The sequence below is a fragment of the Vibrio fluminensis genome (assembly GCF_015278125.1).
GTDB lineage: Bacteria > Pseudomonadota > Gammaproteobacteria > Enterobacterales > Vibrionaceae > Vibrio > Vibrio fluminensis.
Map to the genome: position 1 here is coordinate 33,680 of NZ_JADILO010000028.1, position 14,765 is coordinate 48,444.

At 46.9% G+C, this 14,765-nt stretch carries 8 protein-coding genes; 4 read left to right on the forward strand and 4 right to left on the reverse strand.

What is annotated here, in order from left to right:
• Window positions 1–83: 83 nt before the first annotated feature.
• The 3 genes from IRQ95_RS16635 to IRQ95_RS16645 all read left to right on the forward strand — a co-directional run bounded on the left by IRQ95_RS16635 (window position 84) and on the right by IRQ95_RS16645 (window position 3,785).
• Window positions 84–1,235 carry a sugar diacid recognition domain-containing protein gene (locus IRQ95_RS16635; protein ID WP_194437975.1) on the forward strand — a complete coding sequence of 384 codons (1,152 nt, stop codon included), beginning with the start codon at window positions 84–86 and terminating at the stop codon, window positions 1,233–1,235.
• Window positions 1,236–1,368: 133 nt separating this feature from the next.
• Window positions 1,369–2,634 (forward strand): GntP family permease, encoded by a 1,266-nt coding sequence (locus tag IRQ95_RS16640; protein ID WP_075649362.1) that lies wholly within the window; start codon window positions 1,369–1,371, stop codon window positions 2,632–2,634.
• A gap of 17 nt (window positions 2,635–2,651) precedes the next feature.
• The gene (locus IRQ95_RS16645) at window positions 2,652–3,785 is read left to right on the forward strand and encodes a glycerate kinase (RefSeq protein WP_194437976.1); all 1,134 of its coding nucleotides are present in this window, start codon (window positions 2,652–2,654) and stop codon (window positions 3,783–3,785) included.
• 88 nt (window positions 3,786–3,873) lie between these two features.
• On the opposite strand, the gene acnB is transcribed toward IRQ95_RS16645, so the two are convergent.
• From acnB to hrpB, 4 genes are all read right to left on the reverse strand, one after another.
• Complete coding sequence (gene acnB / locus IRQ95_RS16650) at window positions 3,874–6,462, reverse strand: bifunctional aconitate hydratase 2/2-methylisocitrate dehydratase (protein WP_194437977.1); 2,589 nt, start codon at window positions 6,460–6,462, stop codon at window positions 3,874–3,876.
• Window positions 6,463–6,748: 286 nt separating this feature from the next.
• Window positions 6,749–9,022, reverse strand: coding sequence for a patatin-like phospholipase family protein (locus tag IRQ95_RS16655; RefSeq protein WP_194438026.1), 2,274 nt, complete (start codon window positions 9,020–9,022; stop codon window positions 6,749–6,751).
• Window positions 9,023–9,085: 63 nt separating this feature from the next.
• On the reverse strand, window positions 9,086–11,449 hold the full coding sequence (gene mrcB, locus IRQ95_RS16660; RefSeq protein ID WP_194437978.1) for a penicillin-binding protein 1B: 2,364 nt from the start codon (window positions 11,447–11,449) through the stop codon (window positions 9,086–9,088).
• A gap of 2 nt (window positions 11,450–11,451) precedes the next feature.
• Window positions 11,452–13,911, reverse strand: coding sequence for an ATP-dependent helicase HrpB (hrpB, locus tag IRQ95_RS16665; RefSeq protein WP_194437979.1), 2,460 nt, complete (start codon window positions 13,909–13,911; stop codon window positions 11,452–11,454).
• 54 nt (window positions 13,912–13,965) lie between these two features.
• Between hrpB and sfsA the strand changes: the two genes are divergently transcribed.
• Window positions 13,966–14,685 carry a DNA/RNA nuclease SfsA gene (gene sfsA / locus IRQ95_RS16670; RefSeq protein ID WP_194437980.1) on the forward strand — a complete coding sequence of 240 codons (720 nt, stop codon included), beginning with the start codon at window positions 13,966–13,968 and terminating at the stop codon, window positions 14,683–14,685.
• Window positions 14,686–14,765: the final 80 nt, after the last annotated feature.

Below are 14,765 nucleotides of genomic sequence, written 5' to 3' on the forward strand. Positions count from 1 at the left end.
GCACACCTCCCAACTGTTAGCTTATTGTTCCGATAAACTGGCAATGCTATTGTGCCTTTTTACTCTCTCAATACTCACTGGCTATGCAGCTCAACGAAACCATCGCACGACAAATTGTCGAACGCACCATGAAAATTATTCCTTACTCGGTCAACGTGATGGATGAGTTTGGTCGGATCATTGGCTCTGGCGATCCAACTCGCCTACGTCAACGTCATGAAGGCTCAATTTTGGCTATCGCTGAGCAGCGTGTGGTAGCCATCGACCAAGCAACGGCTGAGCATCTTAAAGGGGTAAAACCGGGTATCAATCTACCGATTATTTTCCAAGATAAAGTGATTGGCGTAATTGGTATTTCTGGCGATCCCGACGCAGTGCACCAATATGGTGAACTGGTCAAAATGACCGCTGAACTGATCATCGAACAAGCCGCGTTGATGTCTCAAGTCGAGTGGCACAAACGTCACCGTGAAGAGTTGGTGATGCAGCTGATTCAAGGAGCTTCAACCGATGATGGTCAAATTCGCGTTATCGCTGAAAGACTCGAGCTCGACTTAACGAAACCACGTATCGCGGCCATAGTTCAAGTCATGCCCACTGACAGTGATGCGCCGTTATCGCTGGCACACCTGCAGCAGTTGGTGCACCTATTGGAATTTCCGGAACGTGACAATCTCGTCGGCATTTTGTCCGTTTCAACCAATGAAGTGGTGGTACTCAAACCCATTGAGCTAACCAAAACGGGTTGGTCACTCGACAATGAGCGAAAACGCGTCACTAAGTTACTTAAACGTGTTCGTCAGTTAGGCAAGTTTCAAATCCGCATCGCTCTGGGTGATTATTTCGCCGATAGCGACGGATTAAGCAAATCGTACCAAACCGCTAAACTGACTTTGAACGCTGTCGCAGACCAACAAGGGGAAGTGTTTTTCTACCAAAATCACCGCTTACCTGTTCTGCTGAGCAGCCTGTTCGAAGAGTCGTGGAAAGCCGATCAACTTAGAGAACCGTTCGATTTACTGGTGCAAAACGACAGCAAAGGCACGTTAGAGAAAACCCTCAAAGCATATTTTGCGCAGAATTGTGATGCTTATCAAACTTGCCAAATCCTGCATATTCACCGCAATACACTGCGTTATCGACTTGAGCGCATAGAAGAAATTACATCATTAAACATCAACAACTTAGATGACAAATTACATCTCTACCTAGCACTAAATCTATTTCGTCACTAAGTTAACTTTTGTGCAAACGCACAAAAATGTCGTTATTTCAGCCAGAATATTTGTTGTTCAATCCAAAGACGCTTTTAAGTAGCACGTCTATAGTGCCAACAAAATTATTCTTAAAACCTTTTTGGAAATCCCCATGGCTGAAGTCTCTACACTTGGTGCCTTAGCGGCACTTGTTGTTGCCATTGCACTTATTCTACGCAAAGTTCCACCAGCATACGGCATGATTATCGGTGCCTTAGTTGGTGGTGTGGTTGGCGGCGTTTCGCTGACTGACACTGTGTCGCTGATGATTGGCGGCGCTCAAGGTATTGTTACTGCGGTTCTGCGTATTCTCGCAGCTGGTGTACTTGCTGGCGTATTGATTGAATCAGGCGCAGCAACCTCTATTGCAGAAACGATTGTTAAGAAAGTCGGCGAAACTCGCGCCCTGCTTGCTCTTGCTCTTGCTACTCTTATTTTGACTGCGGTTGGCGTATTCGTTGACGTTGCGGTTATTACTGTTTCTCCTATCGCTCTGGCGATTGCCCAGCGCGCTAACATCTCTAAAACTGCCATTCTTCTTGCGATGGTCGGTGGCGGTAAAGCAGGTAACGTCATGTCACCAAACCCGAACGCTATTGCTGCAGCTGATGCGTTCAACGTACCACTGACTTCGGTCATGGCAGCGGGTGTTATCCCGGGTCTATTTGGTCTTGCACTGGCTTATATCATTGCTAAACGCCTAACCAACAAAGGCAGCATGGTACACGAAAGCGAAGTGGTTTCTGTCGATCACAGCAAACTGCCTACCTTTGGCGCTGCGATTGTTGCACCACTAGTTGCGATTGCACTATTAGCTCTACGCCCTATCGCGGGTATCAACGTTGATCCACTGATCGCGCTTCCGCTTGGCGGCTTTATTGGTGCGGTAGTCATGGGTCGCTTTAGCGATACTAACCACTTCGCCGTTTCTGGTCTAAGCCGCATGGCTCCGGTTGCAGTCATGCTTCTTGGTACGGGCACGCTGGCTGGCATTATTGCTAACTCAGGTTTGAAAGGTGGCTTAATTGAAATCCTGACGGCTTCAGGTTTGCCATCTTACCTACTAGCGCCAATCTCAGGTGCAATGATGTCGCTTGCAACCGCTTCGACAACAGCAGGTACTGCGGTTGCTGCCAGCGTATTTAGCCACACAATTTTGGAACTTGGCGTACCAGCTCTAGCTGGCGCGGCAATGATTCACTCAGGTGCAACCGTACTTGATCACATGCCTCACGGCAGCTTCTTCCACGCTACAGGTGGTGCAGTTCACATGGATATTCGTGAGCGTCTTAAGCTCATTCCTTACGAGTCAGCGGTTGGTCTAATGATCGCATTTGTCTCAACCATGATGTTCGGCGTATTTGGTTTATTTGTTTAAGGCGTTTAGGTATCACTATGAAAATTGTTATTGCTCCAGATTCTTACAAAGAAAGTCTTAGCGCGATGGATGTCGCCGTTGCCATTGAGCAGGGATTCAAACAAGTCCTGCCAAATGCTGAATACATCAAGTTGCCAATGGCTGATGGTGGCGAAGGTACGGTTCAATCATTGGTTGACGCAACCGGCGGTGAGATCATTGAACACACAGTAACAGGTCCACTGGGTCAATCAGTGACGGGCTTCTACGGTCTAATGGGTGATGGTAAAACGGCCATCATTGAAATGGCAGCGGCATCTGGCCTACACCTAGTCGAGCCTGAAAAGCGCAACCCAATGATCACCACCACGTTAGGTACTGGCGAGCTAATCAAAGCGGTACTTGATAAAGGTGTTGAGCACATCATCGTTGGCATTGGCGGCAGTGCGACTAACGACGGCGGTCTAGGTATGGCGCAAGCTCTTGGCATTCGCCTACTTGACGAGTCAGGCCAATCGCTTGGGTTTGGCGGCGGTGAACTGGCGAAACTGCACACCATCGATATGAGTGAGCTTGATCCTCGCCTAGCGAATATACGCTTAGAAGTTGCGTGTGATGTTGATAACCCATTGTGCGGCGAAAAAGGAGCATCACAAGTATTTGGTCCTCAGAAAGGCGCAACGCCAGAGATGGTCGCGCAACTAGACAGTAACCTTGCTCACTATGCGGCAGTGATTAAACAGCAATTGGGTCACGATGTGCTAAACCGTCCTGGCGCAGGTGCGGCTGGCGGTTTAGGCGCGGCATTAATGGGACTACTAAACGCAGAATTGCGCCCAGGTATCGAAATCGTTATGGATGCGGTCAACCTATCAGAAGTGGTTGCTGATGCTGATCTGGTCATCACTGGTGAAGGTCGTATCGATAGCCAAACTATCCATGGTAAAACGCCAATTGGTGTCGCGCGTACTGCGAAAAAACACAATGTGCCGGTTATCGGCATTGCTGGCTGTCTAACTCAAGATTGTGGTGTGGTACATGAACACGGTATTGATGCGGTATTTGCCGTGGTTAACCGCTCAGTGGACTTGCCAACCGCACTAGTCGAAGCGGCACAAAACATCGAGTTAACTGCGCGTAACGTTGCTGCGATGCTGCAAGTGAAACTGTAATTTACCGGCTTTCCCTTAATTGATAAAAACAAAAAACCGCTGAATTATCAGCGGTTTTTTACTAACTAAGCTTTATTCTAAAACAAGTTTATGCAGGCTCTTGGAAGATCACGTCATCCGCTTTCTTGGTGTACTGCTCCATCTTATGGAAGTTCAAGTAACGGTAAGTGTCCGCCGCAGTCGCATCAATTTGCTTAGCGTACTCTAGATATTCTTCCTTGGTTGGAATCTTACCTAGAATTGCACCCACGGCTGCTAGCTCTGCAGAAGATAGGTAAACGTTCGCACCTGTACCTAGACGGTTCGGGAAGTTACGCGTTGATGTCGAGATTACTGTTGCTTTGTCTGCGACGCGCGCTTGGTTACCCATACATAGTGAACACCCAGGCGTTTCAATACGAACCCCAGCACGACCATAAATGCCGTAGTAACCTTCTTCGGTAAGCTGGTCTTTATCCATCTTAGTCGGCGGCGCTACCCATAGACGAGTATCTAATTGACCACCAAACTGCTCAAGTAGCTTACCGGCGGCACGGAAGTGACCAATGTTGGTCATGCATGAACCGATAAACACTTCATCGATTTGTGTACCTTGTACTTCAGATAGCAAACGAGCATCATCCGGATCATTTGGCGCACATAAAATTGGCTCGCTGATCTCAGCAAGATCAATTTCGATAACGTGTGCGTATTCCGCATCCGCATCTGCTTCCATCAGTTCAGGATTTGCCACCCACTCTTCCATTGCGGTAATACGACGCTCGATAGTACGACGGTCACCGTAACCTTCAGAGATCATCCACTTAAGCATGGTAATGTTCGAGTTTAGGTACTCATCAACTGACGCCTGCGACAACTTGACTGTACAACCTGCAGCAGAACGCTCTGCTGACGCATCAGATAGCTCAAACGCCTGCTCAACGGTTAGGTGCTCAACCCCTTCAATCTCTAGCACACGACCAGAGAACTCGTTGATCTTACCTGCTTTCTCAACCGTCAGTAGGCCTTGCTGAATCGCATAGTAAGGAATGGCATGGACAAGATCACGTAGTGTGATACCTGGCTGCATTTCACCTTTAAAGCGCACCAGGATAGATTCAGGCATATCCAATGGCATGACGCCGGTTGCCGCTGCAAACGCAACGAGACCAGAACCTGCTGGGAATGAGATGCCTAGTGGGAAACGAGTATGTGAGTCACCACCTGTACCTACAGTATCAGGCAGTAGCATACGGTTTAGCCATGAGTGAATTACGCCATCACCCGGACGCAACGAAACGCCACCACGATTCATGATGAAATCAGGCAGAGTGTGGTGCGTGTTAACATCGACTGGTTTTGGATAAGCCGAAGTATGACAGAACGACTGCATCACTAAGTCAGCAGAGAAACCAAGACAGGCTAAGTCTTTCAGTTCGTCACGCGTCATTGGACCGGTGGTATCTTGCGAGCCTACAGTGGTCATCTTAGGTTCACAGTATTGACCTGCACGTACGCCTTCTACGCCACATGCTTTACCGACCATTTTCTGTGCTAGCGTGTAGCCTTTGGTTGACGCTGATGGGTCAACTGGCTTGGCAAAAAGATCCGTTTCTTCTAGACCTAGTGCAGCACGTGCACGACTGGTTAAGCCACGGCCGATGATAAGTGGGATACGACCGCCAGCGCGAACTTCATCCAGCAGGACTTTGCTCAGTTCAAACTTAGAAATTTCTTCGTTGTTCTTACGCACAACGCCTTCGTATGGGTAGATATCAATCACATCACCCATATTCATGTTCTGTACGTCTAATTCGATCGGTAGTGCACCCGAATCTTCCATTGTGTTGTAGAAGATTGGCGCAATCTTACCGCCTAGACAGATACCACCAGTGCGTTTGTTTGGCACGTATGGGATATCCTCACCCATAAACCAAAGCACGGAGTTAGTTGCAGATTTACGTGAAGACCCCGTACCGACTACATCGCCGACATACGCAAGAGGAATACCATCTTTTTGCAGATCTTCGATTTGAGTGATTGGACCAACGCTTCCTGGCTCATCAGGGTTGATGCCATCACGCTCCATTTTAAGCATCGCTTTCGCGTGCACTGGAATATCAGGACGAGACCATGCATCTGGTGCAGGCGATAGGTCATCGGTGTTGGTTTCACCCGTGACTTTAAATACTTTAACTGTGATTTTTTCAGCGACTTTATCTTTCGCCGTAAACCATTCCGCGTCAGCCCAAGACTGCATGACTTGCTGAGCGTTCTGATTGCCTGCTTTGGCTTTCTCTTCTACATCATAGAAAGCATCAAACATCAGCAGAGTATGGGACAGTGCAGTCACTGAGATAGGCGCAAGCGCTTCATCATCTAATAGCTCAACTAGTGGCGCAATGTTGTAACCGCCCTGCATTGTACCTAGCAACTGGGCAGCTTTTTCACGGCTGACGAGTGGAGAAGCAACTTCACCTTTAGCAACTGCGGTTAAAAAGCCAGCTTTAACATACGCGGCTTCATCAACACCAGGTGGAATGCGGTTTTCAAGTAGGTCAAGAATAAACGCTTCTTCACCTTGTGGTGGGGTCTTTAAAAGCTCAACAAGTCCAGCAACTTGCTCAGCATCCAAAGGCTTCGGAACAACTCCTTCAGCAGCACGCTCTTCGACGTGTTTACGGTAGGCTTCAAGCACGACTTTTTCCTCTCATTGCGGCTTCTCCTCGATTTCTGTTTGTTATAAACATGAGGAGTAAACATCCTTGGAAACTTGGCTCTCCATTGCCATATTGTCATTATTCATCGACTGATAAACAGCGCCAGAGAGGCCAAACTGTGGGCAGCATGATAGCAAATTTAACCATAAATTAAAATCTCATCATTTTGACCAACATAGCAACTTAAGACTAAAGTTCTATGATTTGTCCGCTATTTCTGCCAGCTACAAACGATTGTTTTGTGGTTTCTCATTTTTGTTCAATCTACTTAAATGATGTGCCAACAATTAAATAGATTGAATCGAAATTATCTTCCGTTCGCCCATAAGCAAACATAATTGGCCCGATGGGTGAATCGATCCCCGCAAACAGCGAGCCCGCCGTATACAGCGGTGCATCTGACAAACCGATATCAGGATCAGACCACACACCACCATATTCAAGCGATGCTCCCACATAGAATGGTGAAGTAAACAAACCGAAGTCGTTATCAAACCAGCGGTAACGATAAACAAGGCTACCGAATACTTTGTTTTTACCAATTAGGCTATTACGTGGGATACCGGATAGTTGTAAAAAACCACCAATACTTTCTGGATCGATGGGTAAAGTTGAGTTTTGGCTCTCAACAAACCCGCCTTCCAAATTTGCGACCAAAGTATGGCGAGAAAAACTCTTTGCAGCAGTAAAACTCGCGCCAAACTCATAAGAAACATCACTCTCTTCACCGGCAAAAACCGATGAAGGCTCTCCTACAGTTTTATCTTTTGAGACCAAATAGTGCAAATCGAGGTAAAGTCCTCGAGTCGGTAAATTATAGTTATCTAATGTATCGATACGATAATTGGCAAAGATACCTTGGCGAGTAAACTCAACATCCCCCAATGATGGCAAGGTAGAGAAAAGGCCATCTCCATTGGTATAGCGCACTCCAATAGTAAACTCTCGCCACAAAGCTTCCTGATAACCTAATGCCCACTGCGCAACCCACTCATTATAACTAACCGGTAAAAAGTCTTTGGTCGCCTCTAAACTGGTATCTTCAAAGCCAGCGACTGGTGCATTACGTTTTTGCTTACTGTATTCAACGCCAAATGTAGTAAAGAGTTTCTGATTTGATAGAAATGGACTGTAGAGCTCAGCCTCAACCAATTTATCCGTACCTACTTCAAGGTTGGTTCTTAGTTCAGCACCATTTTGATTGAGGTCTGTAAAGTTGGCTGACATACCGATTGAGTACTGGCTATCTGTATTGAAGTCATCTTCGAGAAAGAAACGGAAATTAAGGTAGTTCGGTCCCCACGCCTTCTCATTTACATCAAAAACCACCACATCTTGATCATCTTGCTGATCATAGCGATAAGTAATTAACTCAAAACGATCAAGGGCATAAAGGTCTTGAACGCTTTGCTCTAACTGCTTAGTAGTTAAGTGTTGATTGGGCTCAAGGTTGAGACGGCTCTCTAGAAGCTCATCGCTATAGTGGGTGTTATTGTTAATCACTATATCGCTGACAGGAATTTCATCGCCATACTTAAGTTGTTTACGTAACGCTTGTTTATGTTCAACATACTTCTGATAGTCAGCACTGCTGAGTGATAGTGCTTGTAAGCGCTCCTTTTGTGCCGTGGCAATACGAATACCTTCTTGGTACGCCTCAGGCATACGCTCAAACTCCGTGGTTTCCATATCACCCACTTGTGGTTGCAATAGGAAATCCTGCTCTGTCAGAGTTTCAGCCTGGCGGCTAGTACTGCGGCGCACCAGATAATTGGAAAGTTGATCGGCAACCGTAAATAGATCGGTAAAATCTTCTTCCTGCTTGTAATCGGTACTAATATCGACAGCAATGACAATATCTGCACCCAGCTCTCGCGCAACATCAACCGGCATGTTGTTGGTCACGCCACCATCAACGAGTAATTGCTCGCCAATACGATACGGTGGTAAAGCGCCCGGTACAGACATGCTCGCCATCATGGCGTCGACAAGGTAGCCATGATCAATCACTACCGACTCTAATTCGATAATATCAGTTGCAACGGAACGATATGGGATAGCTAAATCATCAAAAGAGGCGAACGCGGGCAAGTTACCTGTCGTTTCACGCAGGATACGCAACATTCCCTGACCTTGAACGACGCCGCGAGAACCTTTAATGCCGGTATGATCAAAGCCAAGATCCGTCGTTAGCTGGTAGCGGTCTTCATACTCTTTATCTCGCACACGACGCTGACTGCGATCGACCCGGTCTCGGTAACCACTGCTCCAATCAACACTGACGATAAACGCTTCAATTTCGTCGGCACTCATACCCGTCGCATAGAGGCCACCAACATAAGCGCCCATGCTGGTTCCGGTAATATAGTCCACTGGAATACGCATTTGCTCGAGCGCTTTTAATACGCCAATATGTGCCGCCCCTTTCGCCCCACCACCAGCAAGTACTAAGGCAATTTTCGGTCTGTGCTTGTGATCCGTGTTTTTTGGCTCGTTAAGATCTTGTGCCAACACTCCGGATGCAATAAACGTCACCATTGTCAGTAGTAGACTTAGCTTTTTCACCAGTGATGTTCCCTCATATACGCCCTAGTCGATACCTTACCAGGTAAAGATTTTCTTCAACCAATCAGCAGGTTGATTACTGCACTCTTGTTGCAACTTATCATGTTCATCCCAAACAGGCAGCTTAAAATTATTACCACAATCAAGGACTAAATCACCGTTAGCAGTTTTAGCAAAACCAAAGGTCGCAATATCCTTAGGCCAAGGTAACAGCAACTTAGTCGGTATTCGGTGTTGCAAGTACTCTGCATAAACGCGTAATGCACCGCTAGAGCCCGTTAACTTGGTCGTTTTATTATCATCTCGGCCAAGCCAAATTGTGGTTACTTCACGTCCGTCGATACCAACAAACCAACTATCTTTGGTGTCGTTACTGGTACCGGTTTTACCCGCGAGTGCCGCTGAGGAAAACTGACTATTTAAAAAGCGTCCGGTACCTTCCGCCACACCGCGCTTCATCGCATAGGTGGTTAGCCAAGCTGCACGTTGGTCAACCGTCTGCTTAGCTATCGGTAACGATTGAAACATCACTTTACCGTCCATATCCACCACTGAGCGCAGCGCTGATAACTTAGCCTGCTTGCCTGAGTTGGTTAACGTTTGATACATCTGCGCCACTTGGAATGGCGTCAAACTAAATGAACCTAAGAACATTGAAGGTACAGGGCGAATCTCTTGCTTATCGACGCCCAGTTTTCCAAATGTCTCCACGACTTGAGGAATACCTAACTGCATCCCCAGTTGTACCGTCGGCACATTAAGTGATTTAGCTAACGCTAAATAAAGTGGCACATCACCGCGATATTTACGGTCGTAGTTCCGTGGTGACCACACGTTACCTTTAGAACCTTTTAGACTTAATGGTTTGTCGTTTAGGGTCGTGGCGAGGTTATAACGCTCTGGTTGTTGTAGAGCCGTCAAATATACCGCAGGTTTTGCCAGTGAGCCTATTTGGCGACTAGCATTTAGGGCACGGTTAAATCCATCATAACCTGTGCGTTTCCCCCCCACCATCGCGCGGATCTCACCACTATGACGATCGACAGCAATCGCGGCACCTTCGAGCTCCTTACCTGCCACCTTAGCAAGTTGCGGGATCTTCTTTTCTATCGCTTTTTCTAATTCATGCTGCGACACCGGATCAAGAGATGTAAATACCTTCAACCCTTTGTCCGCTTCAAAAGCGCTACCCACTTTCTCTTTTAACTCTATTTTTAGTTGCTGAAAATAAGCAGGCTGACGACTGGCAATACGTGGGTTATCTTGAATATCGAGCGGACGACTGGCCGCATGGTCAAATTCACTCGCGGTCAAATAGCCTTGCTGCATCATCAAACGCAGCACCAAATCACGGCGCGTCTTAGCTCGCTCTGGATAACGCACCGGGTTGTAGTAAGACGGTCCTTTGACCATACCCACCAGCATAGCTAACTGATCAATACGCAACTCTTGAATAGGCTGACCAAAATAGAGCCGTGCAGCCAAACCAAAGCCATGTACCGCTTCACCGCCACTTTGACCTAGATAAACTTCGTTGAGATAAGCTTCAAGAATGCGATCTTTGTCATAGCGATAATCCAGAATGATCGCGATGTAGGCTTCACGGATCTTACGCCACAAGGTGCGATCGCTGGTTAAGAACAAGTTTTTAGCCAACTGCTGAGTTAAGGTACTTCCGCCTTGTACCGTACGCCCTGCTTTGATATTGACCACCATGGCACGCGCTATCGCCAATGGCGAAACACCATCATGTTTGTAGAAGTCACGATCTTCGGTGACCAATAAAGCATCCACCATCACTTCAGGGAACTGCTCGCGACGTAAAAATAAACGTTGTTCATCGCGGTTTTTCTCCAGCATGCCCAACATTTTTGGTTCGATACGTAAGTAACCTAGATCGCCTTTTTTCTCCAATGATTGAATACGTGTTAAACCACTGCTATCGAAGTGCAGCATCACATGGCGATCAGGCTCTGGCCCATCAGTAAATTCAAACGGACGACGGATCAACTCAATCTTGGTCGATGACGAAGAGTACTCGCCGGCATACTTCGGTTGACGGACTTTACGATAGTTCAATACATCCAGTTCATTGCGAACTTCTTTGAGGCTAATTTCATCGCCCGGCGCTAAATTAAGAATACGCGCATAAACAACGGTGGGTAGCTCAAATAACTGCCCTTCAAATTTTTGCTTAACTAAGCTGTCTAGGTAAATACCAATAAACAGTAAAATAGCCATACCCACCAACGCCAACTTCCAGCTAATCCCCCATAGGGTTTTCAACCATGACTTTTTACCATTTGCTGGTTTTTTCTTACGTGGACTCGGTTTACCACGTTTAGCTGGGGCTTTTTTCGCCGCTGGCTTACGCGGTGTTTTTGTTGTTTTCTCTGTCATGGTTACTGATTGAACTGTCTTTTAGTTTTGGTGGTTGCAATATGATTAGCAGGATCATCCGGCCAAACGTGCTTAGGATAACGACCTTTCATCTCTTTTTTAACTTCTTGGTACGCTCCTGACCAAAAACTTGCAAGGTTACTGGTTCTTTGCAGAGGTCGCTGTGCGGGAGATAGCAATTCGAGCACTACGGTTTTCTTACCTTGAGCAACCGTTGGTGAGCTGTGTTCACCAAACACCTCTTGCATGCGTACGGCCAACATAGGCTCTTGACCGACTTGGTAAACAATCTTTTTCTGACTGCCAGTAGGCAATTGAAAATGCGTCGGCAACCATTCGTCAATCTCTTGATTAAGCGGCCAGCCGAGGTAAGCAGAAAGCGCTTGCGTTAAATTCACTTGTTGCAGCGCTTTAGCTGAATTGATGCCAACCAAATACGGTTCTAACCACAGCTCTAAATTCACCAGCAGTGACTGTTCGTCAAATGCAGGCCAATCTCGCTCAGGCATCCATTCACAGCCACAACGAATACGCGCTAATAGCTCGTTAGCACTCTCTGTCCAATTCAACACCTGCAAGCCTTGACGACGAACATAGTTCAATAACGCTTCGGTGATCTTTTCTGCCGCTGGAGCAGGCAATTCTTTGCTTTCAACCACAAGTCCCTGCCAGCAGAGACGCGCTTCAGACACCAGCTTGCCACGCTTATCATCCCAATCGGCGACTTCTGACTGAATAAACTTCTCTGGCATCGCACTGCGAAGCTGAGTGATATCGAGCTCTATCGCTAAGTTGATTAGCGCCGACTCACCTTGGCTTCGCATCAAATCTATCGCCACAACATGGTCATCATCACCAAGTGGCTCATCATCACGAAATTGAGCACCGTGACCATTGGCCAGCAAAAATCGATTTCCTTGCACGCGGCGCTGCGCCACTCGATCAGGGAAAGCGATTGCAAGTAGCATAGGGGCGAGTCGTTCATCCACTTGAGATAAGTTAAAGCTCAGCTTCAGTTTGTTTGCCAAACTTTGAGCGCGTGTGACCACGACTTTTTGCTTGCTGTGTTTACTAGCTTGTAAACGTTGCACGCTATGAGAGAAATCGACTATGTTTCGCTCAGGCTCTTCCAATAAAGCGGCCAGTGCGAGCGCGGTGCTCTGCCAGTCATTGTCCGCAAGCGCATGAACTAGCATCGCGCCACTGCGAGGCTCGAGCCCCAGCTGCTGGACTTTCTTCCCTGCCGTGGTTAACTGATATTTTTCATCCATTAAACCAAGCGAACATAATAAACTTCGCGCCTGCGTAAGGGCGCTCACCGTTGGCACATCGAGCCATTTCAATTCGCTCGCTTCCGTGCACCCCCACTGCGCCAACTCCATTGCCAGAGGTGCAAGATCACTATGCAAAATTTCAGCGCTAGGCACATAAGGTTGCTGATTCAGTTGGCTTTCGCTGTAGAGACGTAAACAGATACCCGGCTCAATACGCCCAGCACGACCTGCTCGCTGCTCCGCGGATGACTGAGCAATTCGAACTTGCTCTAGCTTGGTAATCCCCGTTTTTAAATCAAACTTTGCCACCCGTTCTAAACCAGCATCGACCACTAAACGGATCCCTTCAATGGTCAATGAGGTTTCAGCAATATTGGTGGCTAACACCACTTTGCGTTTGCCTTGCGGTGCTGGCTGAATAGCAGCTTGCTGCTGACTAAAATTAAGCTGGCCATATAAAGGAGAGACTTCGACGTCGGCAGCAAGCCCAGATAACCGTTCTTGCACTTGTAGAATACTGGCAACGCCAGGCAAAAAGGCCAATAACGAGCCTGTCTCATTGTGCATTAAGGTTTGAATCTGTTTTACCATCGCATCCACAAAGCGTTCATTGGCTTTCAACGGCTGATAACGAAACTCGACTGGAAAACTGCGTCCATGAGATTCAATATACTCAGCGTCTGGCATTAACTTCGCTAATGCTTGTCGCTCAAGCGTTGCCGACATCACTACTAACTTAAGATCATCACGCAGCGCTTCTTGAATCTCCAAACATAGCGCCAAGCCCATATCCGCATGAATACTGCGTTCATGAAATTCATCAAAAATAATAAGATCAATACCGGATAGTTCAGGATCACTCTGAATCATGCGAGTCATAATTCCTTCGGTGACAATCTCCAGCTGAGTTTCATCACTGACCTTGGTTTCACCACGCACTCGATAGCCCACTCGCTGTCCAACTCGATCACCTAATTGCTCAGCTAAGTAACGCGCGATATTGCGCGCAGCCAAGCGGCGTGGTTCCAGCATAATAATTTTGCCAGACACAATGCCATGCTTAAGCAGTTGCAGTGGAAAGTAAGTCGATTTACCAGCACCCGGTGCTGCTTTAAGAATAAGTTGAGAAGCGCTACGCACACCGGAGAGAAGTGCCGGCATCACGGCTTCAATGGGCAATTGTGACAATGGGAGAGCCTTATGGTGTAATGTTGCAAACATTGTACATAAAACCAGTCCTAAATGAAGTTTGAACCTTGCCTACAATCAGCTACTTTAATTAAACGCTATAAACGTTTTTTAGCCGACATTCAGTTAGAAGACAAAAGTGAACGTACCATCCACTGCGCGAATACAGGCGCAATGACTGGATGTGCCGAACCGGGAAACACAATTTGGTTTTCGACCTCGGATAACCCAAAACGTAAATACCCAAACAGTTGGGAGTTGAGCGAAACCCAAGCTGGACACCGTATATGTATTAATACTGCACGAGCTAACCAGCTGGCTGTAGAAGGCATAGAACAAGGCGTGATTGAGGAGTTAGCAGGCTATCAACATCTTCGCACCGAAGTGAAGTATGGTAATGAGAATAGCCGCATTGATGTCATGCTTAGCGACCCTAAGCGCTCAACCTGCTATATCGAGGTCAAAAGCGTAACGCTTTTGGATGAAAGCAAACCGGGTCAGGGATATTTTCCAGATGCAGTGACCACAAGAGGTCAAAAACATCTGCGTGAGCTAACAGAAATGGTCAAAAGTGGGAACCGTTCAGTACTTTTATTTATTGTTTTGCATTCAGGTATTGAAAAAGTTTCCCCGGCACACCATATAGACGCGGATTATTCACAATTACTGAAAATAGCAATTGAACAAGGAGTGGAAGTATTGTGCTACAAAGCCGATATTTCCCAACGTGAGATTAAGCTCGCAAAGGCTGTAGATTTCAGATATCTCGGCTGAAAAATGATGCAGTCTTCACATAGGCGTTAACTTTACTCAACAGTATTTGCCTCCTAAAGTTCTTTTTGCTATAGATACCC

What these genes read in the sequence shown, in the direction of transcription:
- IRQ95_RS16640 (WP_075649362.1), top strand. Translation starts at nt 1,369, where the DNA reads ATGGCTGAAGTCTCTACACTTGGTGCCTTAGCGGCACTTGTTGTTGCC.
- mrcB (WP_194437978.1), bottom strand. Translation starts at nt 11,449, where the DNA reads ATGACAGAGAAAACAACAAAAACACCGCGTAAGCCAGCGGCGAAAAAA.
- IRQ95_RS16655 (WP_194438026.1), bottom strand. Translation starts at nt 9,022, where the DNA reads ATGGTGACGTTTATTGCATCCGGAGTGTTGGCACAAGATCTTAACGAG.
- sfsA (WP_194437980.1), top strand. Translation starts at nt 13,966, where the DNA reads ATGAAGTTTGAACCTTGCCTACAATCAGCTACTTTAATTAAACGCTAT.
- IRQ95_RS16645 (WP_194437976.1), top strand. Translation starts at nt 2,652, where the DNA reads ATGAAAATTGTTATTGCTCCAGATTCTTACAAAGAAAGTCTTAGCGCG.
- IRQ95_RS16635 (WP_194437975.1), top strand. Translation starts at nt 84, where the DNA reads ATGCAGCTCAACGAAACCATCGCACGACAAATTGTCGAACGCACCATG.